The sequence below is a fragment of the Rhizobium sp. SVR5-2C genome (assembly GCF_056755115.1).
Map to the genome: position 1 here is coordinate 1 of NZ_JBNDHT010000114.1, position 23,444 is coordinate 23,444.

The following is a 23,444-nucleotide window of genomic DNA, read 5'->3' on the forward strand; positions in this document are numbered from 1 at the left end:
TTGGCGTCGCTTCCAAGGCTGTACTGGACGCAATGCCGGCTGGTCCGCTCAAGGTCAGCGTCACCGTGGTCCTGCTCTATGCGATCGTCAGTCTTTTCGCTGGCACGTTGATGGGGTTTTCCGGCCTCCGGCCAAAGCCACGGGCTGGATATGGTCCAGACTTCGCCCTGCAGATCCGTCACAATAATAAGCACGCTGCCGAGAAGATAGCGGACGCGCTGAAGGATTTCGAGATCAAGAATATCATTCGCGCGAATGAAGCGTCGGCCGCAAACATGGCGATCCGGAATGGTGTGATCGCCTTTGCTTTGGCGATGACATTCAGCCTATTTCTACCGCCGAAGCCTGAGCCGCCGGTCACGCCGAACATTCGGGTCAATGTTGACATGCGAACGATGCCGTCGTGGCCATGCACATGCGGAATCTTTTCCAGGTTGGACAAGGAAGGTGCCCTGCTGCTGGCGTGCCCTCCATTTCTCCAGACAGTTCAGCCCTTGAGAGAATGCTATGATGGCCCCCTTGGGGGGCGTCTTCAGCGCTGAGTGTGGATAATTTTGCTCTCGTCCTCGAAACCGCTGTTGCAGGAGCTTAACGGAGGCAGAACCGCGCTTTTTTACCCCGACAGTGCGTGATACCGAGCTTTCGTAAGAACCTGTAATCCAGACCCGTCACATGAACAGACGGTACGGATAGACGCTTTTTGGCAGGTCTGGGACATTAGCGATCGTTCGCGCGAGCCGCTGTGAATAGCGGATGCTCACCGGGACCGGATCGTAAAGCGCGTCATTGTTCCAGTCCATCTTGGTCAAAGCCAGCGCTTCATGGGCAGATAGTTCGAGCGGTCCGCTCCCGGCGTGCCTGATCAACTGCAGCGGCTTGGGAATGCTCTTTTTGCCCTGATAGTAGTCGCCCTTGGTCGAGACTTCAGGTGCATTGCCCGCCACCCATACAAGCGCTGAATTCCCGGACCTGATGACACAGGTTCCTCTGGGGACGGGATAGCCGGATGGCTGCGAAGGTGGGGTCTTTCGCCCTGACGAGATGAGCCACACGCCACGCCAACCGGGGGACGGATTGATTTCGATACACTCTATTTCCGGAACACCGGCAAGAGCGTCGAATGCACCGTCGATCTCGGATTGTTTGAATGCGGTCGTCTTGTGAATCACCAGCCGCTTCGGAAGGATCCCGCCGTTGCGGCCCTGATAAAGTTCCAGGCTGCGGGCAAGCACGGCTCGCATGTCGTCCCTGCTTAGAAAAGGGTTGCGGCGGGCTTCGGCGGCATCCGCAACTGGATCGCGCGCTTCGAACGCGACAAACTGCATTCCGCCGCCATCCATGTCGAAAACCTGCGAGCAACATGTCACGTAATGTGCGTCGCTCTGATCTCCTCTCAGCGCATAGGCCAGACCGATATAGGCCGTATCGAGGGGAACGCCTTTCAGGGGGGCGAGTTTCCAGGGCGTGCCGGCGGCTTTCACATAAAGAGCTATCGCCAGACGCCAGGAACGGGATGCCGCGTGCGAGAACGAAAAGACGCGGTCGTTGATGACCTGGGTCGGAATGTTGTATTTTGCGCCGAGCGCCTTCAGCGCGTCGTGGGCGTCGAAAAACTTGCCGCGCGTTGCGGCTGCCCAGTCGTCGGGAAAATGCACCAGAACAACATCGAATTCTGCCCTGACGGCGTCCAGCCGCCGCAAGGCGTCTTCCATAGCAAGGAACAAACGAGATTGGGCGTCGCCCTGGCCAGGAAGCTGATCAAGAGCGTCCGGCCACCTGATGTGTGTGCCTCGTCCTGCGGGTTCGAGGCTGACCTGAAAAAGTGCCTCGAAACCGGGATAGGGCGGCACGTATTCGGATCGGTCACTCGGCTGGTAAGTGTTGCGTAGCGACGCCATCAACTCGCCGCGGCGTCTGAACGTGGCGTCGGGCCCGACAGTCGCAATCCGCAGTTTTGATGTGTAGCCGCCAAAAGAACCCTTCGAGTAAGGCCCGAAATTAAGCAGGCCCCGCAGCGGATGCACATCGACCTGCGTCTCGTCGGCGGCCGAAAAGGAAAGCAGCGGCTCGTCGAGGAGCGAGAACGGCGGAAGCTTCGAGGCCGGACCTTGGGTTGCCATCATTTCTTCCTGTCGAAATAGCGGTGGTGATGGCTCGGGCGGCTCCATCCCGTCACCTCGGACAGGCGAAACACGGCATCCACTCCCGCGCCATCTGAAAGGCCAAACGCTTTCGTCTCGCCGTCGGTCGAACGGGTCAAGAGGCTCGCCCATGCGTGGATAATGGCGGCCCATTGCCTGTTGTATCTCTGCGCCCAGCGCTCCCGTCGCCAGTCACCAGCGGGATCGCCGGAATAACGCTCGCGAGGCAGCGACAGCTGATCACCCAACGGTTCCCCGTCAGGAATACCGGCATCTGTTGCGCGATCGGTCCTTGGGAGATCGACATGAGTATATGGCTCGAACCCACACCACCAGCGGCCGTCGATCTGCTCAAGCTTCAACTGGATGCCTTCCGAGTACGGGAACCCCAGCAAGGGCACGACTCCGGTCAGCGGGCTTTGATAGGCGTCGCGGAGTTGTTTCAAAGACTGGTTGCGCCTCTGGCGCCTCTGCTCGTCTTCACCCTCGCGTGGCGATGATACGGTCAAGGAGTGTCCCGAGCGTCGCAGACGTGGAATAAGCGGACGCCAATGCGAAAAAGCGGTCACCAACGCATCATAAAGAATGCCGAGAGCCCAGCTATCTGCCTCCGGGTCAAGGGCAACGGTCCCGGCAAGTCTCGGATTTAGCGGGGACAGAGCCTTCAAAATCTCTTGGTCATTCCCGAATGCTGCGATTTCACGGCCGTTCGCCGCGACGATCGCCCGGCATTTCGCCGCCTTGAGAAACTCTCTTACGGCAGGTGATGTTGTGGCCTGTCCTACGGCAATCTTTCGCGCATGCGATGGAAGCGACTCTACCAGGAGGGCGGAATATCGCAGAACCGGAAAGGCCCGCGCCTCTGATGTGGGTATGGTGACCGGGATCAGCCGAGAATTCGGTCGGGTTTTCATGATGTGATCGTGCAATTCGCTCGGCAGGTCAACCATCCGGATGACGTCCGCCGCAAGCTCATCCAAGGTTGCACATTCGACGACGGCTACGTCGACCCCGGCCTGCTGTGCTTTTGTCAGAAATTCGGTCACCGCCGGAAGCAGACGGGATGCGGACGAAGCCATCCAATAGAGCCCGTTGGGGAAGGGCGACCGCTCGGTGAGAACAGACGACAGTGCCTCCATCACAGAGGCATCACGCCCGCTATATCCGATGAAAACCATGCCAAACCTTTTGCTGGCCTCCACCAGCACATGCCGCATGCGCTCGTCTTGTTTCTCCAGCTCGGAGCCGGTGTTCTTGATGGATATCTCCTGATAATCACCATGGAGTTTAGCGACGAGCGGCCAGTCCGACTCATTGAGACAGCGCAGCGCCCGTTCAGCTGAATCGATCCCGGCGACCGTTGGCCTGCGCCGCGTTGCAACGGGAAGCAGGTCGTTTGCCGAAAGGGTTGCGTCCTCGATTAAAGGGTCGAAATTCGTGGTGAACACGCAATCGGTCTTGCCGCCGGCGATCAGGCTCGCCAGGACCTTCTGCCCGAAGCATGGAGACCCTTTTGAGATAGCGTCTTCGATATACTGCCGGCGATGACGCGCCTGTGGGTAGACCGCTTCGAAAGCAGCCGCATATTCCGTGGGATCTCCATCGGGCGGCAGCAGGGATGTGCGGCGAAAAAACGCGTCGATACGGTCGATCCAGACCGGATCGCCGGTATCTATTTCCCGCTTTGAGAGCTTGTTCTCACGGCAGAAAATCTGCGCTTTGAAATCGCGGATCATCGCGTAACCGGTCGGAATTCCGGAAGCCGCTGATGCGCCAGCACCCAAAAACCATGCGACCAGATTCGGTCTCAGGGCGAGAGCCGTCGAAAAAGCTCCCGCCGAAATAGCCGGAATGGGTGGAATAGCTATGCTCCTCTTTCACGCGATTCTCGATCTTGTATAATCTATTCAAAGGCGCGGGGCCTAACGCGAAAGAACAGCCTGCAGGCTAATCCACCGTTACTGCAGGACGGACAGGTGAGGGGCTGATCGATGGCAAGAATTGATGTCGGATTACGGCAAGCCCGCAAGCTCGTTAACCTGCCTTTCGACGAACGCCTGGCGTTTATTTCAGAAGGGTTGCCAATACCGCGCGGGGGCTCTATGCGGCATCCGAAGCGGTCTCGCAAATGCCGCGCGAGTCCATGGTACTCAGGGGTCACGCCGAAGAGGAAGCCGCCAAGATACTCATCCTCATGGACATCATTCGGTGCCCTAAAAAGCAGATTTCAGGACGCATCGGCGTGTTGATAGGATGGTATTATGATCATCTGGCCCGTCTCCTTTATGCCGAGGCCTGCCAGTGGCGCCCGGCCGATCTAAAGGAGCTGCGTGGGATCATCGATCGGCGTCGGATGACCCATTATGTCGAAGGCAATATGGGAGAATTCATCGTACCGAACGATTTGATCTATCGGCGCGAAACGAGGCTATATGCCGATATCGAAGCCCTGGATGATGGTAGCCTGCAATGGGTTCCACCGTCCGGCTATGTCGGCTTCTACAATCCCAAGCCTGATGCTTTGGTCGTCGCGGAAGCGCTTGCCGCGTTCGGTGCATTTACGATCGAAGGCCTGGAGCTGATCTCGTCCATCTGGAGCGAGGTCGATTTTCAAGATGAGACGTCGGCGCAGGAAAACGATCGGCTGATTGACGCTACGCTCACGCAATTGGTCGAAAGAAAACTAGCATCGAGGAGCGCGACGACGGAGAGTGCTCGCGACCTGTACGGACGTTGGCAGATGCCACTTTATGCGCTCGATATGAAGGCGAGAGAGGTTGCCCGATCTGCCTTGGAGGCAGAACAGGAGCGGCTGCTTCTGGTGGAAATGGGTGTTGAAAACGAATATTGACACGGAGATAAATCGCAGCGCAGGTCGTAGCAATCGCGGCGCTGCCTGGGGTTCCGTGACGTCCACGCCGAAATCGGACATCTAGCCATTTGGCCGTTTCATCATTGTATTGATCGGCAAGCTGCGGCAAAGACGGAGCAAGCGCGAAGTTCTCGTGCGATCGAAACCCCAGCCGTGCGTATGACCGTCACCTATACGATGGAGGGCCGCCGCGATGCATTCGAACTGAGAGGTCGGAAATATGCTTGTTGACAGGGCTGCGGGTGAACGGCAGAACGCCGATGTTCAAGTCGAGGAAGTGGGCAACGTCCCCTACGTTACAGTGGAATTCTTCGCGCTTTTCTCGCGCCTTGAGTTCGCCCTGCTTGCGTCCGGGTACGCGGGGGGTGAGATTGGCGGGAATGCGTGGGTGCTTTGGGACAGCGTTGCGAAGGACCTCCACAAGTCTTTCCTCGCTGAGGTGTCCGCCGACGTCGAGGCTGCGATCCTGTTTCGCGAACCGGCGCGCACCTTGATCAAGACCGCGGACGGGGGATGTGAATTTCGAGATGCGTTGATTCCTGAGACCGCCGTGGATGTGCTTCTTCAGGTGAGGACGATACGGAACAACCTCTTCCACGGCTCGAAGGTGTATTTCACGGACCGTGACAGGGAACTTGTTTCAGCAGGTATACGCGTGATCCGTCTTATGCTTGACGCGATTGAGAGGTCCGAGAAAACGAGAAGGATCCAGGCCGCCTGGGGCTATGCGCATGTAGGCCATCAATAATGGATGAAGAGTTCTCTGCTCGCGTGTCACCAATCCCCATTCTATCCGTCGCGAGTTCGTGAAGTCCAGCATGGTTCACGGCAGCCGAAGTGAGCTGGAGATTAGGCCTCTCGCCGGATCTGGCCGAGCAGGCGTTTGAGGTTCTCGAATACGAGTGATTGCACCGCGGTCGGATCACGTCCGATCTTGGCGGCGAGATGTTTGATGCAGATACCGACATCTTTCGGGCGGCTAGCCTTGCCGCCCGTTTCCGTGAACGGGCCATCTGTCTCCGTCAGCATCGCCTCCTCCGGAATGGCCTTCAGCAACTGCTCGGCCTTCGATCCGGTCAACATGCGGTCGTTAATGGAGAACATGCAGCCGAGCTTAGCAGCCCGACGCGCTTCCGAGGGTGAACCGGAAAACCAGTGAAATACCGGGATGTTCGCCGAGAGATCGAGATTTTCCTCAAGCATGTCCAGGACTAGAGAGGCTGATCGGACCGCATGTATGGACAGGGCCTTGCCACCCTCGGACGAGCAAGCTTTGAGGACACGTTCGAAGACGTGCTTCTGTTCTGGCAGCGACCTGGCGTATTGAGGACTGGCATCGATACCTACTTCGCCTACATAGGCGGTCTCATGGAGAAGCTTTTCCCAGAGATCGATCTCGTTGCCATGTGTACCGACAAGCTGCGGATGGAGGCCAAGCCCGACACGGATGTACTTGGTCTTGGATGCGACGGCCTTGTTCTTCGTCCACGCTCTCGGCGTGGTGGTGACCGCAAGCGTGTAGATGGAAAGCCTCTCGCACTCGGCGACGAGGGCCTCGAAATCTGGGTAGAGGTCGAGGTGGCAATGGAAGTCTACAAAACGGGTCAGGTGTCGGCCTCTGAAGATATGGTCTCGATCCCTTTCAGGAACGCTGCGACCTCCTCCATACCTCTCGAGTAGACACCTTCCAACCCCTCGATCTTGTCCAGATCTTCCATGAGGGGGCCAGTCTTGTAAATAAAGGATCGGGTTCGGGTCGGATCCTGACGGAGCCGTTCGATCGCGTATTCGAAGCCGCGGTACTGCTCGCCTTTCTTGTTCGTGCTATCGAGGTCCGAATTCGCGGGATCTTCCATTCGATACCTGGACGGATCGGCCATGACCTCCGCCCCCTTGAGAAAGGCGGCGCGTCGGATGATGCAGGGCAGACAATAACCGCAGTGAGGCTCGCTGCTACCCTCCCACCTGCCGTGCGCGGGCTTGGCGCAGGAAATCGACAACCCCGCGGTCGCCTTGAGGATATCCGGACGTGCGCACTCAAGGATCATCTCGCCTTTGGTCCTGTTCCAGTACGGGTTCTGGACTGTCCCGGCAATGCCAAGGATCTTCAACAGGTCGTTCCAGCGATGGAAGTAGTAGGGATGCGTCGTCCTGGTGCTGTTGCTCGCCAGTCGTGTGGCATCGAGGGGCACGTTCAGCGAGATGAGGCCATTCTCCGGAACATAGATGGGGAAGGGCGCTCCCAGTGCCGAGCCTGCGAATGCGGCAAGCGCAATGAAGAGAAACGAGCGGCCGCGTGTCGAATTTTCACCGCCGAGTTCGGGGAAAACATTCAGGACTTTTCCGGTAGGGAAGGCCAACCGCATTGGAGAGCGGTTGCGGAAGGCCCGTGTGGCGAGGTCATAGACATCTTTCTGGGGCTTGCTGATCGCACCGTCTGCCTTGTGGCTGACGAAATAGATGTTCTCGGCCCCATCATCGAGTTTATCGATTGCGCCGATAAGGCTATCGAGACCGCCCGAGAATAGCGAGACCGCATTGAAAGTTGGCGTCATCAAGCTGCCTTGCAGACGCGCTCGACCGAGTTCGCCGACCCAAGGTCTGAAATCCACTGTCCAAAGGTCGCCAGTCAGGAAACGCAGCATCGTTTCGAGGATGGGTTTCGCCGGATACCAGCTCACCGGGGTGGCCACGGGAAGATAGAGCCCGATCTCACGAGTCCATCCGTCCTGGGTTGAGCGTGCCCGGTTGACGCGGGTGTCGGCTAGGGAAACCAGCGTGGCCAAAAGCAGGAGCTCGAGACCATGTCCGGTCGGGACCCCCTCCGCCTTTCTAAGCTGTGACAGAGCGCTCTTGATGCCGAGCCTCAGATGACCGTCGTGCAGAATGTCGAAACGGTGGATCCGCTCGTCACCCCTCGGTGGGGGATCAAACCCGTCGGAAGGGCCAAGCAAGGGAGCTAGTACGTATCTGGTCACTGGTCATCTCCCTCGTCTTGTCCTGCCCGTTCGAGGATACCGTAGGCGGTCTCGTAGATGCGGTCTATCTGAGTGGAAACCTGTCCCTCGCGGAACACGCCCTTGGTCGCCTCCATGGCATTCTGAACACGTCCGAGAATCCATTCCCGGAATGAATCGTTTAACGAAACGGCGGAGGCTGCCGTCTCAGGCAGAGTGATCGCACCGTTCCCGACGGCGTTGAGCAGCCTGCTCATGATGGTGTTCGTGATGAAGCGTTCGAGTACGAAGTTGATCGTCGCGCTGTCGGGGCGCTCGAGACTGTCGATCATGTCCTTTGGCACCTCGTGCAGCGCCTCGGAATATGCGTCGCGGACGAATGCCTGGTCGAGGTCTCCGCCTGGTTCGCAGATGTAATCGATCAGAGCGTCGAAGATCTCTGCGGTCGAGCGTTGTGCCAGCGACGCAAGATCAAGGCGGCGCAATTCCTGGCGGATGTCCGAGCCCTCGGCGCCAGCGCGCATGAGGAGATCAACCAGCCGTCCAGCGGCACGTCGGTCAGTGCTGGCTCTTGCAGACGCGCCAGCTCCGCCGCCGGAACGAGACACGTATGACGAAGCGGATCTTCCGAAGGCTCTTTCCCGATCACCGGAATCCCCCGATCGCGCGCCCTTGTTGAAGGCTTTCCGACCTGGAGTGTACCGCTTATCGGAAGGAGGAGGTGGCGCTGGCGCTGCGGGAGGCGTCTGTGGTTGCGGATTCCCGGGCGGTGGCGCATCGGGCGGAGGGCCGCCACGTGGCGTATTTGGCGGTGGCTGATTACCCGGTTTCGGCTGGCTGGGCTGTCCAGGCTCTGGTGGTGCCCCCGGGGCGCCGGAGGGGTCGTCCAGCCAGGATGGCAGGAGCGGGTTCGAGTTCTTGCCGCCGTTGAAAGGTGTCGAGGTACCCATCAGCCTTCCCCGTCCACCTGGATCATCGATTTGAGGCTCTCGCTTCCAGTGGTCTTCCAGCCCTCAATGATCTGCTTGAGGCGAGCCTTTCCTGCCGGAGTCTTCACGGCCCGATTATGGCCCGACGCTGCCCATGCGCCGAGCTTGTCCGCAGGGAGCTGTGCCAGCAGTTCAAGGTATCTGCTCTCGAATTCAGGAACCTTCGTCAGGAACTGGATCATGCCTGTGACCGCTTGAGGCTTCCGCTCCCAATCCGTGGTCCTGAGTACTTTGGCGCGGAGTTCTTCGAAAACCAGCATCCGGTCTTCCGGGACGAGCGCGGCCACCGAGACGAGCGCGGTAGCTGCTGAAATGTCGTCTTTCGTGAGCTTGTCGATGATGACGAGAAGTCGCGGATCGAGTGCTGCCGCGAGCATCGCGAAATTCTTGACGTCATTGACCACGAACAGGTACGGCCTGAGGTCAAGCGTGCCGATCTTGAGTTCCTGCCCCGCCCAAGGAATGATGTTCGGCTGGATCATCCACGCATCGATCCGCGGTTCATGGGCCTGCGCGCTCGCCATCGGCGCGATCGATTCCACCTGGTCGCTCGCGGCGTTCTCCGTCGTCGCACTCTCGGCTGGTTTGCCCGTCTTGTCGCATCGCTGCTCCAGTCGCTGCAGGCTAGGGCTGATCCCATCCGGATTCGTTCCGACTTCACGTGCGATCTCTTCGAACACGTCAGGGAAGAATTGCTCGGCCAGCATGATCTTGGCGAGCACCTGGCTATCGATAGCGCTCTCGAAGCCTCTCTCCTTGGCCACGGCGATACGCAGGGTCAGGGAGTTCAGAAAGCGCTTGACGTTCCGCGGGTTGCCTTTTGTACCCGATGCCAGAACAGCCGATATCTGATCGACCATGGTAACCGCCGCTACAACATCGGAGTCGTATGCGTTGCCGAGGGCCTCAGCGACCTCGCTATCGCCGATCGACTTCTGAAGCCACGGTGTCGACATGTAGCTTTCGGCCTTCTTCAGTAGGGCCTTGAACTGATCGCTTTCCTCGCCCACCAGAGACCCCACCGCCAACAGAGTGAGGTACGTTTTCGTCTCAGCCTCACCCATGGCAGGAATGCGGAACGGAACCTGGATGAGTTTCTCGAGATAGGCTCGCGGATAATCCTGGGTCGCGTTCCCTGCAGGGAGCTCGGGGAAATGCCGAGTGACCGCGTACCTGATCATCGCCTCATCCGCGCCTATGACGAAGGCGGTTCGCGGCAGCATGACAAATAGCCGGATTGCCTCCAGTGTCTCGATCGCAGTCTCGGGAAGGCATCGATCAAGGTCGTCCACAAGGACGATCAGGCGCTCGATATCCGCTTTTTCAATGAGTTTCTGGAAGGCGCTGTTGAACTCGCGGATGTTCTTCGCAACCGTCGGCTTGTCTTCGGCATCCTTGAGGTAGCCCTTCACACCCTCGGCGGCCGCCTCAACATTTTCCTGTGTCGCCCATTCTCCGCCTGTGATTTTCCCCATCGCGAACTTTGCGAGGTCTATGGCCTGATCAGGCGAGGGCAATCCGGTGGCGGCCGTGAAGGCAAGACCGCCCGCCTTTTTTGCTGCCTTGAGCCAGTCGATGCGTTTGACGACATCGAGGATCTGTTCCTTGGCCTTCGCGTAGATAGTTTTGTTTGCGATCAACTGATCGACCACGCCCTCGATCAAGGCGATCTTGGCATCCTCGAAACCTTCGAATTGCCAACCGTTGAAGCGGATTACCAGCGTCTTTCCACCAGGAAACTGGTGCTCGGCGATCATTTCGAGAACGCTTGACTTGCCAGCACCCCAATAACCATGAACGCCGATCGTGAGAGGCTTTGTTCCGCTTCCGGCGATGATGCCTAGGATGGTGGTTGCTATCGCCTTGTTCCGGAGAAGATCAATCTTCGTTTCGTGGTCGCTGATATACCCCAGCTTCCGGGCATGAGATGCGTCTGCCAAGCGATATCTCCGCTGAATGCTCAACCTAGGATAACAACTTGGCTCCAGCTGCGATTTACTTGTCAATTACTTCATTGCCAGCCACGCAAAGAACCGGGGCTGTATCCACAATCTTCTGAATGCAGATGGACGTGAGTTCTTTGCAAAGAGCATCAAGCCGACCTGGCAAAAATCTGGCGACGGATAGCGTGCTCGCGATAATGCCGTCCATCATAGCCTACTTTCTGGCAGAATCGAAAATCGTGAGTTATTTCAATGCGAGAATCTTGATGCACAAGGGGTCGCTGGTTCGTATCTCTTCAAGGCGTTCACGACCCGCACCGGTGGATACAGTCCAGCGGCCGAAGCTAGACGCGTTCGTTTCGACGATCGAGCATTGGCTCGACGAGGACTTGAAGGTGCCGCGCGAGCAGCGCCATACGGCCGAGCGGGTGTTCGACCGAAGGCTTGACGAGTGTGGGATCACCTGCAGCTACACGATCATCAAGGACTATATGCGCGAGGGGGATCAGGGCGAAGGTCGAAGGACGCCCTACATGTGATGTGTTCGCCGCAAGCTTTGGAGCTTCTCTTCGAAAAAAGCTACAGCGAGTTCAACCGCCGAGCGGCGTTATCAGCTTCTCATCGAGCCAGTTGCCGACTAGGCGATCTACATGCTGGATCCGGCATGGAACATCACGAGCGAACGGTCGACGGTTTAAAAGCTGCTGACTTTTGCAACCAATTCAATGGCTTTGCGTTTAGACCCGATTCAGAGGAACGTTTTCCGGGGGAAGAATGAGCGAGGGCGCAATAAGCGCTGACGAGTGGCGTCAGATTGTCGACAGCGCGGTTGGTACGGCGATTATCACCACTGACCTCGAAGGCCGGGTGACCAGCTGGAACGAGGGCGCCTCACGGATGCTGGGCTGGACCGCCGCTGACGTTCTGGGCGAAACACTGGAGCGCTTGTTCCCACCCGGAGAGGGTGCCGCAGCGCTCCGACAAGAGATGAACGATGCGCTGACGATAGGCCGCGGCGGCGGTACGGATGGCTGGCGTATCCGTCGTGATGGATCAAAGATCTGGGCCGTCGGCGAGATGTCGCCGATCCGCGATCAGGCCGGTACGGTGATCGGGTTCACGAAGATCCTGCGCGATCGCACGGAGGAGCGGGCGGCTGAGGAGGCGATTGCGGCGGAACGCCGCGCGCTCGAGATACTCAACCTGGCAGGCTCCGCCCTTGCGGCCAAGTCCGATCTTCAGGAACTCGTCCAGATCGTCACTGATGCGGGCGTTGAGCTGACCGGCGCTCAATTTGGTGCCTTTTTCTACAATGTCGAAAATGAGGCCGGAGAGAGCTATATGCTCTACACCCTCTCCGGCGTGCCAGCCGAAGCCTTCTCCAAGTTCCCAATGCCACGTAATACCGCGGTGTTCGCACCGACCTTCGGAGGTGAAGGTATCGTTCGATCCGACGATATCACCATGGATCCACGGTACGGCAAGAACGCGCCACGCGCCGGCATGCCCGAGGGACATCTTCCTGTTCGCAGCTATCTGGCGGTGCCGGTCATCTCGCGTACCGGAGAGGTGACGGGGGGCCTGTTCTTCGGCCATGCCGATGCGGGCGTCTTCGACGATCGTTCGGAGCGGGGCCTGGAAGGCCTTGCGGCCGAGGCGGCGGTCGCAATCGACAACGCCAGGCTATTCCAGGCACTCGAACGCGAGCTCGCGCAACGCCGTAAAGCGGAAGGCGAGCTGGCGGACAGTGAGGCGCGATTGCGGCTGGCGACCGAAGCGGCCGAAATTGGCACCTGGGACTACGATCCCGCGTCGAACGCGCTTCGGTGGGACGTTCGCTGCAAGCAGCTTTTCGGTCTGTCGCCGGAGGCGACAGTCACCTACGAGGGGTCCTTTATCGCGGGAATTCATCCGGACGACCGCGAGCGCGCGGATGAGGCCGTCCGCCGCGCGATCGATCCCCAGGGCTCAGGGCGCTACGACATCGAATATCGCACGATTGGCATTGAGGACGGCAGGGAGCGGTGGATAGCGGCGAGCGGACGCGCGTTCTTCAGTACGGATCAAGGAACGCGATTTGTCGGAACCGTGATCGACATCACCGAGCGGAAGGCGACCGAAGAGCGGCTGCAGCAGCTCAACGACCGTTTGGAAGAGCAGGTGGAAGCCGAGATCGCCAAACGCGGCGAAGCAGAAGAGGCGCTCCGCCAAGCCCAAAAGATGGAGGCTGTCGGACAATTGACCGGGGGTATCGCGCACGACTTCAACAACCTTCTAGCCGGGATCAGCGGGAGCCTGGAAGTTATCGAAAGACGACTGTCTCAAGGCCGGAGCGATGGCATCGATCGCTTCATTAGGGGTGCACAGACCTCCGCGCAGCGTGCCGCGGCGCTGACCCAGCGGCTGCTTGCCTTCTCCCGCCGCCAGACCCTCGATCCCAAACCGACCGACGTGAACCGGCTGGTCTTCGGTATGGAGGATCTCATTACGCGCACCGTCGGCCCGGCCATCAAGGTCGAGGTTGTCGGTGCCGCGGGCCTCTGGCTGACCCGGATCGACACCGCCCAGCTCGAAAGCGCGCTCCTCAACCTCGCCATCAACGCTCGCGACGCGATGCCCGGGGGCGGCAAACTGACGATCGAGACTGCGAACAAGTGGCTGGACAACCGTGCCGGGCGGGAGCGCGACCTGCCCCCGGGACAATATATCTCGGTGTGCGTCACCGACACGGGGAAAGGCATCCCGAAAGACATTGCCGACCGGATCTTCGATCCGTTCTTCACGACCAAACCGATCGGTCAGGGCACGGGCCTGGGTCTTTCCATGATACACGGTTTCGTGCGGCAGTCCGGCGGCCAGATCCGCGTCTACAGTGAGCCTGGGCACGGAACGACGATGTGCCTCTATCTCCCCCGCTATACCGGCGAGATCACGGACGATGCCGAGGCAGTGGACACACCGATCCCGGAAATGGGTGCCGGCGAAACCGTGCTCGTCATCGACGACGAACCGACCGTCCGAATGCTGATCGTGGAAGTGCTCGAGGAGGCGGGATACGTCGCGCTTGAAGCGGAAGACGGTCCGTCGGGACTGAAAATTCTTCAAACCGACGTCAGGATCGATCTGCTCATAACCGATGTCGGCTTACCCGGTGGCTTGAACGGTCGTCAGGTCGCCGACGCTGCCCGGCTCACCCGGCCGGACCTGAAGGTTCTCTTCGTCACCGGTTTCGCGGAGAACGCAGCTGTCGGCAACGGTCATCTTGAGGCCGGCATGGAGGTGATCACCAAGCCGTTTGTAATGACTGAGCTGGCCAACAAGGTCACCGACATGATCGAAAATCGCCATACGGGTGCTTGATCAACGTTGATTCTCCCGCGCCCGTGGCTGCCATCCGTCGCGGCGCCGGCGGAGCAGCTGGTCGGTCGCCAGTTTACACGTCGTCGGCCCGAGGCCGCAGGTTGAGTTCCTTTCAAGACCTGAGAGCCCCCTGCGATAGATCTGGCATTATCGCGTCCGTTGATTACCGCAGCACGTCGCTTCAGAAGCCTTCCGCCCGGAGCCCAGCAGCCAATCTTCTTACACACAAAGTTTGCAACGCCAGGAACTTCGTCATCACGAAGATGCCGTGGCGCGTTCGGTTGCGCACTCAAATCAGAGGCCAGGGAACTCGCGTCCCCTGCGCTGGTTTGTCGGGACGAAACGAATGGAGGTCCTTAATGGACAAGGTCATCGACGTCGATTTCCACGTCACCTGGCAATCGCCCGTCTTCGTCCGGATTGGCAACGGCATGAGGGAACGCATTGACGGGCCGGACGCGGCGTTGGCGGCGCTTCTGCACCGCTGGCCGTCTAGCAGTCAATCGGAATATGCCATAGCCAAGCGTCGCTGCGTCGACGCGATCGCAAGGCACGGCAGCCCGGAGCTTGCCCGCGTCGCCTTTGTTGAAGCGGCAGTCTCGGCTAGGGTGCTCGGATGATAGGATTGGAGTGGCGGCCCACACGAAGCTTCCCGCTATCCGCCGGCCTGCTCTTGGGCTTGGGCCTCGGAGGCTTCTTCGATGGCATCGTGCTCCACCAGCTTCTGCAGTGGCACCATATGCTCAGTTCCTGGTATCCGATCACCACGATCGAGAACCTTGAGCTGAACACCTTCTGGGACGGCGTCTTCCATTCTGGTACCTACGTCTTCGTGCTCGCCGGACTCTTCATCCTGTGGCGGTCTGGCCGCCTCAGCCATTTTCGCTGGTCGACAGCCGACCTCGTCGCGACAATGCTGATCGGCTTTGGAGCATTCAACCTGGTCGAAGGCATTGTCGACCATCAGGTTTTCGGCCTCCACCACGTCAACGAAACCGTTCCTCGCGGAGAGTGGCTCTTCTGGGACCTTGGCTTCCTTGCCTGGGGTGGGGCGATGGTCGCCATCGGCGTAATGATCATGAGGCGACGAAATGGCTGAGATGTTGCGTGAACTCCGCACGGCGTTGATCTGGGCTGCTTTCGGTCTTGGTCTTGTCTTCGCCACGCGACCAGTGTGGTCGTTTCTTCTCTTCGGCCCAAACCTCACGCTTGAAGACCTGCTCTCATTGCGCTGCTTTGGCCTGCCGACATGAAGCGCCGGTCGAGCGCGCGACCTATCCCAAGCAATCGACGGAGCTGATCCATGACTGCGTATCCCGACCGACATGGCCTTGATGCCCTACACCGTGCCTCCCGCCATGTCGTCATCATTGGCGGCGGTTTCGGCGGCCTGGCCTGTGCCATGGAATTAGGCAACGCCCCAGATATTGATGTGACGGTCGTCGACCGTCGCAATCACAATCTCTTTCAGCCCCTGCTATACCAGGTCGCGACCGCCGTCCTGTCGCCGGCAGACATCGCCGAACCGATCCGCAAGACACTTGCCTGTTTCAAGAACATCAACATGATCATGGCAGAGGTGGTCGGCATCGATCCGCCGTCGCGCACGCTGTCACTGTCTGATGCCGATCTGCTGTCCTATGATCAGCTCGTCATCGCCACCGGCTCCGATTACAACTATTTCGGCCATGATGAATGGCGACAGTTCGCACCCGGCCTGAAGAGCATTCACGAGGCGCGGCAGATCCGTCATCGGCTGCTTCTGGCCTTCGAAAAAGCAGAGCGGGCGAGGAGCGAGCCGGAGAAGCAGGCGTTGCTCACCAGCATCGTCATTGGCGGGGGACCGACGGGCGTAGAAATGGCCGGTGCCATCTCCGAACTCGGTCGCTTCATGATCAGCCGCGACTTTCGAAACCGGCAGCCCGACAATCTGAAAGTGATCCTCGTGGAGGCGGGACCACGCATACTCGCCGCCTTTCCCGAACATCTCTCTGCATACGCCAAGTCCTACCTAGAGAAGATCGGCGTCGAGGTCCGCACAGGCAGGCGGGTGATGGACATTCGCGCCGACGGAGCCGACATCGAAGGCGAGTTCGTCCCCGCCGGATCGATCATATGGGGCGCGGGCGTTAAGGCTTCACCCGCCCATTCATGGCTCGGACTAACCGGTGTCGCAGGCGGTCGAATACCCGTCGACAACGAACTTCGTGTGATCGGGTTTGATGACATCTACGCCATCGGCGACACATCTGCGCTGGCCGGGTCGGATGGAAAGGTTCTCCCCGGTCTCGCGCAGGTCGCCAAGCAACAAGGAACATATCTCGGACGACGCCTACGATCGGGAAGCGGAGGGGAAGGCTTCAAGTTCAAGAACCGCGGCAATACGGCGGTGATCGGCCGGAACGCCGCCGTCTTCGACTTTGGAAAATGGACGTTGAAAGGCCGGGCGGCCTGGCTGCTTTGGGCACTCGTTCACGTCTATCTCCTCATCAATTTCGAGAAGCGCCTTCTTGTCGCCATCCAGTGGGTAGGGCGGTACCTCACGCGACAACGCGGTGCGCGGATCATCGACGAAACGGCCGAGGAGGCCGAAGCCGGCCGTCACTATGCCGCTCGTGACGACGCTAGCGACAGCCTGGTTGAAGTCGGACGATCTTAAACGCAATGCTCTGCCTTACCGTCGAAGCAAAACCTGCAGCGTCCTCGAGCGTACCAACGGCGCAGCCCTGGAACTTCAACGTGCCCTCATAGTTTTCAATTCCCGCTGGAAACTCTTGGAGATTGCAATGAAGTCTGCCGTAGCCCTTGTCACTGGAGCGGGATCTGGAATCGGGAAGGCGGCGGCATTGGCCTTAGCAAGCAATGGATTCGCGATTGGGGCGCTCGGACACACGAGGGATGAGATCTCCTCTACGGTTGAAGAAATTTCTCAGGCTGGAGGTGAAGCCGTTCCGCTTCTCGCCGACATCTCCGATGAGCGTCAGATGACAGATGCTGTCAATCAGCTCGTCGCGCGCTTCGGCCGGCTCGATGTTGTCGTCGCCAATGCGGGCATTAACGGTGTGTTTGGGCGCCGTGACGATCTGAAGCTCGCCGAATGGAACCAGACGATCTCGGTCAACCTGACCGGGACCTTTCTGACAATCCGTGCGACCGTACCAGAACTGAAACGCTCAGGTGGCGGCTCCATCGTCGTCGTCTCCTCGATCAATGGAACCCGCACATTCACGACCCCGGGGGCCACAGCTTATACGGCGACCAAAGCCGGGCAGGTCGCGATGGTCCAGCAACTCGCCCTGGAGCTTGCCCGCCACCGCATTCGCATCAACGCCGTCTGCCCTGGTGAGATCGAGACCAATATCGACGCGAACACCAATCTGCGCAAAGAAGACGAGACCGCGATCCCAGTCGTGTGGCCCGAAGGCCAGGTACCGATTACGGGAGGCCGCCCGGGTCGCAGCGAAGATGTCGCTGACGTGATTGCCTTCCTGGCGTCCGACAAGTCCCGCCACATCACCGGCTCCCCAATCTGGGTGGACGGCGGACAGGGACTACTCCGTTAGTGGTATGATTTCCAAGATAGGATGATGTAGTGATCGAATATGCATTTGGCCCCCTGATTTATAAAGACAGTGTCGAGTTCCGGTTATGGGCTCCCCTGAAAGACAAAATTCATGTCAGGGCCGGGGAACGCGAGCCCGAGCCGATGGAGCGAAGCGGCGACGGCTGGCATCGATGCCGACTAGATGGCGTCGAGCCAGGCAGTCGCTATACCTTCGTGATGCCTGACGGCTCGGAGGTGCCGGACCCGGGATCGCGCCATCAGCCGCAAGATGTGCATGGCCCAAGCGAAGTTATCGATCTGGCTCGCTACGAATGGAAGACCAGCGCATGGTCCGGTCGTCCCTGGGAGGAGATGACTATCTATGAGCTGCACGTCGGCGCCTTTACATCGGAAGGAACGTTTCTGGCGGCGATTGGAAGGCTTGATCATCTGGCGGAGCTTGGCGTTACCGCGATCCAGATCATGCCGGTCAGCGATTTCCCCGGCCGATACAATTGGGGTTATGACGGAGTGCTTCCCTACGCACCAGACAGCAGCTACGGCCGTCCCGAAGACTTCATGGCACTCGTCGATGCGGCCCACGAACGCGGCATCAGCGTCTTCCTTGACGTCGTCTACAACCATTTCGGCCCGGATGGAAATTACCTTCCAACTTATGCGCCGCTGTTTACGGAACACCACAAGACGCCGTGGGGTAACGGTGTCAACTATGATGGCGACGGGTCAAAACCCGTTCGTGAATTCATCATCCAGAACGCGATTTTTTGGATCCAGGAATTTAGGCTGGACGGTCTGCGCCTCGACGCGGTGCATGCCATCAAGGACGACAGCGAAGAACATCTTCTCCAGGAGCTCGCCAGACGGGTCCGCGATGTGGCCGGCGCTCGGCATGTTCACCTGATCGTGGAGAACGAGGACAATGACAGCGATCTGTTGCAGCGGGACGAGCGGGGAAGCGCCGTCCGCTTCACCGCTCAATGGAACGATGACGTGCATCACGTCCTGCACATCGCAGCGACCGGCGAGACTTTCGGCTACTACCAGGATTATGCCGATGATGCTGCAAAGGTCGGCCGGGCACTCGCGGAAGGTTTCGTGTTCCAAGGCGAACACATGCACTACCGCGGCGGAACCCGCGGCAAGCCGACGGCTGATCTACCGCCGACCGCCTTCATCTCCTTCATCCAAAATCATGATCAGATCGGCAATCGGGCGCTCGGCGATCGCATGATTTCCTACCGGCCGCTGGAGCCGCTCAAAGCGGTGACCGCGGTTTATCTGCTGTCCCCGCAAATCCCGATGCTGTTCATGGGCGAAGAGTGGGGCGCGCAAGAGCCGTTTCCGTATTTTTGCGACTTCGACGAAGACCTGAACGAGAAAGTGAGGAAGGGACGTCGCGAGGAGTTGTCGCGTCTTCCCGGATTCGATGCCGACGACCTGCTTGATCCCACAGCGAAATCAACTTTCGAAGCGGCAAAACTCGACTGGTCCAGGCTCGTTGATCCGAATGCGTCTGATATACTCGCCTTTTACAGGACACTTCTTGCTCTGCGGCACCAACGGATCGTGCCGCTTTTGAAAGGCATTGGCGGGGGCGGCGGTTCCTTCCGCCAGGAAGGCAGCGTGACCGCCGTTGCGTGGACGCTGAAAGATAGGGCGACCCTACACTTGATTGCGAACCTGTCGGACGAGCCGGCGCGGTTCCCGACGTCGCCGGCAGCTGAGCGGATTTTTTCTCTGGGATCATCCACCGATGAAACTTTATCACCTTGGGCCGTCATCTCCAGCATTCAATCCACTGAGTTTTGAGTCGAAAGTTTTCGCAGAAAGTGATGTTCCATGGATTCGCATCTCGATCGATTGGCCAAAGAGCACGGGATCAGCCTGACAAGGCCGAGCCCGGAAAACGTCGAGGTGCCGATTGCCGATAGCGTGAAACGCAAGGTTCTTGCCGCTCTCGGCGTCGCGGTTGATAGCGGACCACGAACACCCGTTCGAAGAAGTGCCACAAACCAATCCTCCGAAAAGATCATTCCCCAATCCTTCCTTCCGGAACTTCTTGAGAAGGACCGTGTGTGGGGTATCAGTCTGCAGCTCTATGAACTGCGCTCGGAACGCAACTGGGGCATTGGCGACTTCGAAGACCTGGTCGATACGGCCCGTTTTGCCGCCTCGCTTGGCGCAGATTTCATCGGGCTCAACCCGCTGCACGCGCCGTTTCTCGCCGACCCCGATCGGTGCAGCCCGTATGAGCCTTCGAACCGGCAGATGCTCAATCCTCTCTACATCGCTGTCGACAAGATAGCTGGCTTTGAAAGCACGCCTGAGCTTGACGCGAGGTTACAGGAGCTGCGGTCAACCGAACTCGTCGATTATGTCGGGGTGGCCGAGACTAAACTGACGGTTTTGCGGGAACTCTGGGCGAGTTGGCGATCCTCATCAGACAAGTTGTCGGGTGCTCGGCAAGACTTCGTTGCTTTCGTCAAGGACCGGGGCGAAATCTTGCGGCGGCACGCGGTCTTCGAAGCGCTATCAGCGTCCATGGGCAGACAGGGCAATGGCACGGGCTGGAAATCCTGGCCCGCGGCGTATCAGCAGCCGGAAAGCGCGGAGGTTGCCGCGTTCGCCGCCGAACATGCAGACACGATCGACTTTCACATGTGGCTGCAATGGCATTGCCATCAGCAACTGACCCGGGCTGCCGAGACGGCACGGGACGTCGGTCTACGTGTTGGGCTTTATCTTGATCTGGCCGTCGGAGAAGCAATCGACGGCTCGGCGACCTGGAGTGAGCCAGACGCCTATATTTCCGAAGCCACAGTTGGAAGTCCCCCTGATCCCTTCGCGCCTAACGGCCAGGATTGGCATCTGGCAGCCGCCCATCCGGCAGCGATCGCCTCGGGCGGCGATGCGCCCTTTCGGCGGATGGTAACGGCTGCGATGGGTTATGCGGGCGCTATCAGGATCGACCATGCTGCGGCCTTGCGCCGGCTGTTCCTCGTGCCGCTCGAAAGTTCGCCCGATGAGGGTGCCTATGTCGACTACCCACAAAACGAGCTGCTGCAGATTCTGGCGGAGGCGTCGTCGCAATTCAGATGCCTGGTGATCGGAGAAGATTTGGGGATGCTCCCGGATGGCCTGCAGGAGGATCTCGCTGAAGCTCAAATCCTCTCCTATCGCATTCTGTCTTATGAGCGGGAAGAGGACGGATTCAAGCCCGCGGGGGCCTACCCTCGGCTTTCGCTTGCCTGTATTTCCACGCACGATCATCAGACACTGGCGGGGTGGTGGCGTGGCGCCGACATCAAAGCCAGGTCGGAGCATGGGATCGTTCCTCCTGATTTGACCAGAACGCATATTGAAGAACGCAAGCATGAGCGAGAGGATCTGAAGGTCGCGCTGGAGGAGGCGGGAACAGATCCGCCAAACCGCCTGCCTTCTCCCGCAGCGGGCGACGACAGAATGAATGACCTGGTCATCAGCGCTCATCGTTTCATCGCAAAAACCGCTTCCGTGCTCGCTGCAGTCCGACTAGCTGACATGACTGGTGAAAAGCATCCAACGAACATCCCGGGTACCAGCGACAGTTATCCGAACTGGAAGCCGAAGCTCTCTGTATCGGTTGAGCAGCTGGCGAGCTTGCCGCTGCTGTTGCAGATCGCTGAGGCAATGCAGGGGGAGCGGGCGAAATAGGTCGGCACTTGGACGTTGGCTTGAAAGTGCCTTCTAGACAGCTTGATCTCAGTCCCATGCGGGAAAACGATGGGTATCGTCCCCGAGGAGTTCAAGCGTGTCACCGAGGTCAGTTACCTGGGGCAGCCAAGGAATCCAGACGACGCTGAGGCACATGCGTCAGGCTGGCGGAGGGACGACCTTCCGCATGGGCATTCCGATCCATTCCGCTTCGGTTCGCCTATTGTGGAGCAAAAGCAGCCGTGAACACGCAACAGTTCAACTGGGCTCGTTGCATGAGGGATCGCGAACCACGTTCCGTCGCACCGGTTTCCATGCCGGAAGCTGGCCGAAGAAATCTATCAAGGAGCTCTCAGCGCCCGACGAGAGCTCCTGGTAGGCCGGCCGACGGTCAGGACGCGGCCTCATCCTCCTTGGCCTGACCGACAGGCTGGCGGCCCGTACCGCTTTCGAGGGGCGGCTCGATGCGAAGCCTAGACCTTTCAAGCAGCCGGACAACCTGTTCGACTGGATGGATCCGTCGGCAGTGTCGGGAGGCCGGTTCGATGGCGAAAATCTCGGATAGGCGCAGAGCGCGGCGTTCGCCATAGCACCACCCGCCGACAGTCCGGCAATGTAGACCCGGCGACGGTCGATCCCCTGTTCGGCAATCATCGTCTCAACCATCTGCCCTATCGAAGAGACCTCTCCCTGGTCCCGGCGGATGTCGGTCAGGTTGAACCAGTTGAAGCAAAGGTTAGTTGTTGGCGTGCACCTGCTGCGGATAAAGAAACGCGAAGCCGAAATCCTCGGCGAGTTTCGACCACCCGGATGCGCATATCCGGGGCCGCGTTCTGTGTACGCCCGGGCAGGACGACGACAAAACGTTGGCGGTTTGCTCAGGCCCTCCGGAACATGGACCAGGCTTGCAACGAGTCGGGATTTGCACCGAAGCGCTGGAGCCGAGACAGCTTCGACGGCGTCGCGAAATATGGTTGCTTTTACCTGTACGAAATTTGGCAAGCCGCTCGAGTGTATCGGAAAGGGAACGCATGTCGCCTCCTGGCGGATTGCGATCACGGGGTGCAACGCGGCAGATCGCCGTTGGTCGCTGCACTGCACAATATTGGACTGTCCTTTAGAAATGACGTGTGCCCAGGCGATTTATGAGTTCCCCCGATACATACAAGCGGAAGGGGAACCTTGGTCGCCATTTCGAGTTTGAGCTAAACAAGTATGGAGGTAGAAGAGCTTGACTCCATGAGAGGCACCCGATGAGCACGAACGATCAGAACGCCACACCCGAGCAGCGCCGTCCCAAGGACGTCGGCCCGATGACCGGGAAGCCGGAGCCGGCTGACAAGAATCTCTGGCTCCCACCACAGTTCAACCAACCGGCTCGAAGGACGGGAGCGAGAGGCCGGTCGCCGGATAGAAAATGAGGCATTCCCGAAGATCATTCCGATACGTCGTGATAGGGATCGAATCGCTTGAGGCCAGTTCGTTCGTACAGGCGGATGGCGGTACACGATACAGGACCATCCTGTAAAACGGTGTTCGTTTCTTCGTGAGACGGCGCGGGGCAATCAATTCCCCGGGTATCTCGGTGGAGTAGCGACGGAGCCACCGAATGAGGCAATTCCGCGATTTGGAAAATTCGGCGCATCAAGGCGTCCGCCCCACGATCCCGACATTTCTGACTGTTGTCGGTGCGGCCGCCGTGCTGGTTCTCGCTCGGGATGTGTTTCTTCCGCTCGCGATAGCGCTCCTTCTCACCTTCGCGTTGGCACCGGTCGTATCGGTATTGCGGAGAATCGGCCTGCCACGCGCTTTTGCCGTCATTACCACCGCGGTGGTCGCCTTCTCCGTGATCGGCATTTTCAGCTTGATCGTCGCTCTGCAGGTGGCCGAATTGGCGAAAAACCTGCCAGCCTACCAGTCCAAC

The 23,444-nt window shown here is 59.1% G+C and carries 18 protein-coding genes and 2 pseudogenes; 13 read left to right on the forward strand and 7 right to left on the reverse strand.

Features of this window, described 5'->3' with window-relative positions; all coding sequences use genetic code 11:
* Nucleotides 1-542: pseudogene (locus ACPYOI_RS26050) on the forward strand (hypothetical protein); the annotation flags it as partial.
* A gap of 126 nt (nt 543-668) precedes the next feature.
* Here the strand turns inward: ACPYOI_RS26050 and ACPYOI_RS26055 are convergent.
* Both ACPYOI_RS26055 and ACPYOI_RS26060 read right to left on the reverse strand, forming a co-directional pair.
* On the reverse strand, nt 669-2,120 hold the full coding sequence (locus ACPYOI_RS26055; RefSeq protein WP_481423560.1) for an argonaute/piwi family protein: 1,452 nt from the start codon (nt 2,118-2,120) through the stop codon (nt 669-671).
* Complete coding sequence (locus tag ACPYOI_RS26060; protein ID WP_481423561.1) at nt 2,120-3,877, reverse strand: SIR2 family protein; 1,758 nt, start codon at nt 3,875-3,877, stop codon at nt 2,120-2,122. Before ACPYOI_RS26060 ends, ACPYOI_RS26055 begins: the two co-directional genes overlap by 1 nt.
* A gap of 407 nt (nt 3,878-4,284) precedes the next feature.
* Between ACPYOI_RS26060 and ACPYOI_RS26065 the strand changes: the two genes are divergently transcribed.
* Together ACPYOI_RS26065 and ACPYOI_RS26070 are read left to right on the forward strand one after the other, a co-directional pair.
* Nucleotides 4,285-4,992 (forward strand): hypothetical protein, encoded by a 708-nt coding sequence (locus ACPYOI_RS26065; RefSeq protein ID WP_481423562.1) that lies wholly within the window; start codon nt 4,285-4,287, stop codon nt 4,990-4,992.
* Between the two features lie 241 nt (nt 4,993-5,233).
* Entirely contained in the window at nt 5,234-5,761 is a 528-nt protein-coding gene (locus ACPYOI_RS26070; RefSeq protein ID WP_481423563.1) for a hypothetical protein, read from the forward strand.
* A 101-nt stretch (nt 5,762-5,862) separates the two neighbouring features.
* Here ACPYOI_RS26070 and qatD read toward each other — a convergent pair whose 3' ends face one another.
* Genes qatD through qatA form a run of 4 tightly spaced genes read right to left on the reverse strand, consistent with a single transcriptional unit; the run spans nt 5,863 to nt 10,899 of the window.
* A complete protein-coding gene (gene qatD, locus ACPYOI_RS26075; RefSeq protein ID WP_481423577.1) occupies nt 5,863-6,639 on the reverse strand; it encodes a Qat anti-phage system TatD family nuclease QatD in 777 nt (258 codons plus the stop codon).
* The gene (qatC, locus tag ACPYOI_RS26080; protein ID WP_481423564.1) at nt 6,618-7,991 is read right to left on the reverse strand and encodes a Qat anti-phage system QueC-like protein QatC; all 1,374 of its coding nucleotides are present in this window, start codon (nt 7,989-7,991) and stop codon (nt 6,618-6,620) included. The genes qatD and qatC overlap by 22 nt, the downstream gene beginning before the upstream one ends.
* Nucleotides 7,988-8,920: a Qat anti-phage system associated protein QatB gene (gene qatB / locus ACPYOI_RS26085; protein WP_481423565.1), complete on the reverse strand. Its 933-nt coding sequence runs from the start codon at nt 8,918-8,920 to the stop codon at nt 7,988-7,990. Before qatB ends, qatC begins: the two co-directional genes overlap by 4 nt.
* Nucleotides 8,920-10,899, reverse strand: coding sequence for a Qat anti-phage system ATPase QatA (qatA, locus tag ACPYOI_RS26090; RefSeq protein ID WP_481423566.1), 1,980 nt, complete (start codon nt 10,897-10,899; stop codon nt 8,920-8,922). The genes qatB and qatA overlap by 1 nt, the downstream gene beginning before the upstream one ends.
* Before the next feature lie 335 nt (nt 10,900-11,234).
* Between qatA and ACPYOI_RS26095 the strand changes: the two are divergent.
* From ACPYOI_RS26095 to malQ, 9 genes and pseudogenes are all read left to right on the forward strand, one after another.
* A pseudogene (locus ACPYOI_RS26095) lies at nt 11,235-11,411 on the forward strand (IS21 family transposase); the annotation flags it as partial.
* Between the two features lie 265 nt (nt 11,412-11,676).
* Nucleotides 11,677-14,262 carry a PAS domain S-box protein gene (locus tag ACPYOI_RS26100; RefSeq protein WP_481423567.1) on the forward strand — a complete coding sequence of 862 codons (2,586 nt, stop codon included), beginning with the start codon at nt 11,677-11,679 and terminating at the stop codon, nt 14,260-14,262.
* A gap of 359 nt (nt 14,263-14,621) precedes the next feature.
* On the forward strand, nt 14,622-14,882 hold the full coding sequence (locus ACPYOI_RS26105; RefSeq protein ID WP_481423568.1) for a DUF982 domain-containing protein: 261 nt from the start codon (nt 14,622-14,624) through the stop codon (nt 14,880-14,882).
* The gene (locus tag ACPYOI_RS26110) at nt 14,879-15,361 is read left to right on the forward strand and encodes a DUF2243 domain-containing protein (RefSeq protein ID WP_481423569.1); all 483 of its coding nucleotides are present in this window, start codon (nt 14,879-14,881) and stop codon (nt 15,359-15,361) included. Before ACPYOI_RS26105 ends, ACPYOI_RS26110 begins: the two co-directional genes overlap by 4 nt.
* Nucleotides 15,354-15,515, forward strand: coding sequence for a hypothetical protein (locus tag ACPYOI_RS26115; protein ID WP_481423570.1), 162 nt, complete (start codon nt 15,354-15,356; stop codon nt 15,513-15,515). The genes ACPYOI_RS26110 and ACPYOI_RS26115 overlap by 8 nt, the downstream gene beginning before the upstream one ends.
* A gap of 50 nt (nt 15,516-15,565) precedes the next feature.
* On the forward strand, nt 15,566-16,921 hold the full coding sequence (locus ACPYOI_RS26120; RefSeq protein ID WP_481423571.1) for an NAD(P)/FAD-dependent oxidoreductase: 1,356 nt from the start codon (nt 15,566-15,568) through the stop codon (nt 16,919-16,921).
* 127 nt (nt 16,922-17,048) lie between these two features.
* A complete protein-coding gene (locus ACPYOI_RS26125) occupies nt 17,049-17,825 on the forward strand; it encodes an SDR family oxidoreductase (RefSeq protein ID WP_481423572.1) in 777 nt (258 codons plus the stop codon).
* Nucleotides 17,826-17,854: 29 nt separating this feature from the next.
* Nucleotides 17,855-19,636, forward strand: coding sequence for a malto-oligosyltrehalose trehalohydrolase (treZ, locus tag ACPYOI_RS26130; protein WP_481423573.1), 1,782 nt, complete (start codon nt 17,855-17,857; stop codon nt 19,634-19,636).
* A gap of 30 nt (nt 19,637-19,666) precedes the next feature.
* The gene (gene malQ, locus ACPYOI_RS26135) at nt 19,667-21,520 is read left to right on the forward strand and encodes a 4-alpha-glucanotransferase (protein ID WP_481423574.1); all 1,854 of its coding nucleotides are present in this window, start codon (nt 19,667-19,669) and stop codon (nt 21,518-21,520) included.
* Nucleotides 21,521-21,778: 258 nt separating this feature from the next.
* Here the strand turns inward: malQ and ACPYOI_RS26140 are convergent, their stop codons facing one another.
* Nucleotides 21,779-22,621: a PHB depolymerase family esterase gene (locus tag ACPYOI_RS26140; RefSeq protein ID WP_481423575.1), complete on the reverse strand. Its 843-nt coding sequence runs from the start codon at nt 22,619-22,621 to the stop codon at nt 21,779-21,781.
* A 508-nt stretch (nt 22,622-23,129) separates the two neighbouring features.
* Between ACPYOI_RS26140 and ACPYOI_RS26145 the strand changes: the two genes are divergently transcribed.
* The coding region (locus ACPYOI_RS26145; protein ID WP_481423576.1) for an AI-2E family transporter at nt 23,130-23,444 on the forward strand (315 nt) is incomplete at its 3' end.

Excerpts from the sequence above, each read along its gene's own strand:
- ACPYOI_RS26115 (WP_481423570.1), top strand. The coding sequence starts at position 15,354 with ATGGCTGAGATGTTGCGTGAACTCCGCACGGCGTTGATCTGGGCTGCT.
- ACPYOI_RS26055 (WP_481423560.1), bottom strand. The coding sequence starts at position 2,120 with ATGGCAACCCAAGGTCCGGCCTCGAAGCTTCCGCCGTTCTCGCTCCTC.
- qatB (WP_481423565.1), bottom strand. The coding sequence starts at position 8,920 with ATGGGTACCTCGACACCTTTCAACGGCGGCAAGAACTCGAACCCGCTC.
- malQ (WP_481423574.1), top strand. The coding sequence starts at position 19,667 with ATGGATTCGCATCTCGATCGATTGGCCAAAGAGCACGGGATCAGCCTG.
- ACPYOI_RS26125 (WP_481423572.1), top strand. The coding sequence starts at position 17,049 with ATGAAGTCTGCCGTAGCCCTTGTCACTGGAGCGGGATCTGGAATCGGG.
- ACPYOI_RS26070 (WP_481423563.1), top strand. The coding sequence starts at position 5,234 with ATGCTTGTTGACAGGGCTGCGGGTGAACGGCAGAACGCCGATGTTCAA.
- ACPYOI_RS26100 (WP_481423567.1), top strand. The coding sequence starts at position 11,677 with ATGAGCGAGGGCGCAATAAGCGCTGACGAGTGGCGTCAGATTGTCGAC.
- ACPYOI_RS26105 (WP_481423568.1), top strand. The coding sequence starts at position 14,622 with ATGGACAAGGTCATCGACGTCGATTTCCACGTCACCTGGCAATCGCCC.
- ACPYOI_RS26065 (WP_481423562.1), top strand. The coding sequence starts at position 4,285 with ATGGTACTCAGGGGTCACGCCGAAGAGGAAGCCGCCAAGATACTCATC.
- ACPYOI_RS26060 (WP_481423561.1), bottom strand. The coding sequence starts at position 3,877 with ATGATCCGCGATTTCAAAGCGCAGATTTTCTGCCGTGAGAACAAGCTC.
- ACPYOI_RS26110 (WP_481423569.1), top strand. The coding sequence starts at position 14,879 with ATGATAGGATTGGAGTGGCGGCCCACACGAAGCTTCCCGCTATCCGCC.
- ACPYOI_RS26120 (WP_481423571.1), top strand. The coding sequence starts at position 15,566 with ATGACTGCGTATCCCGACCGACATGGCCTTGATGCCCTACACCGTGCC.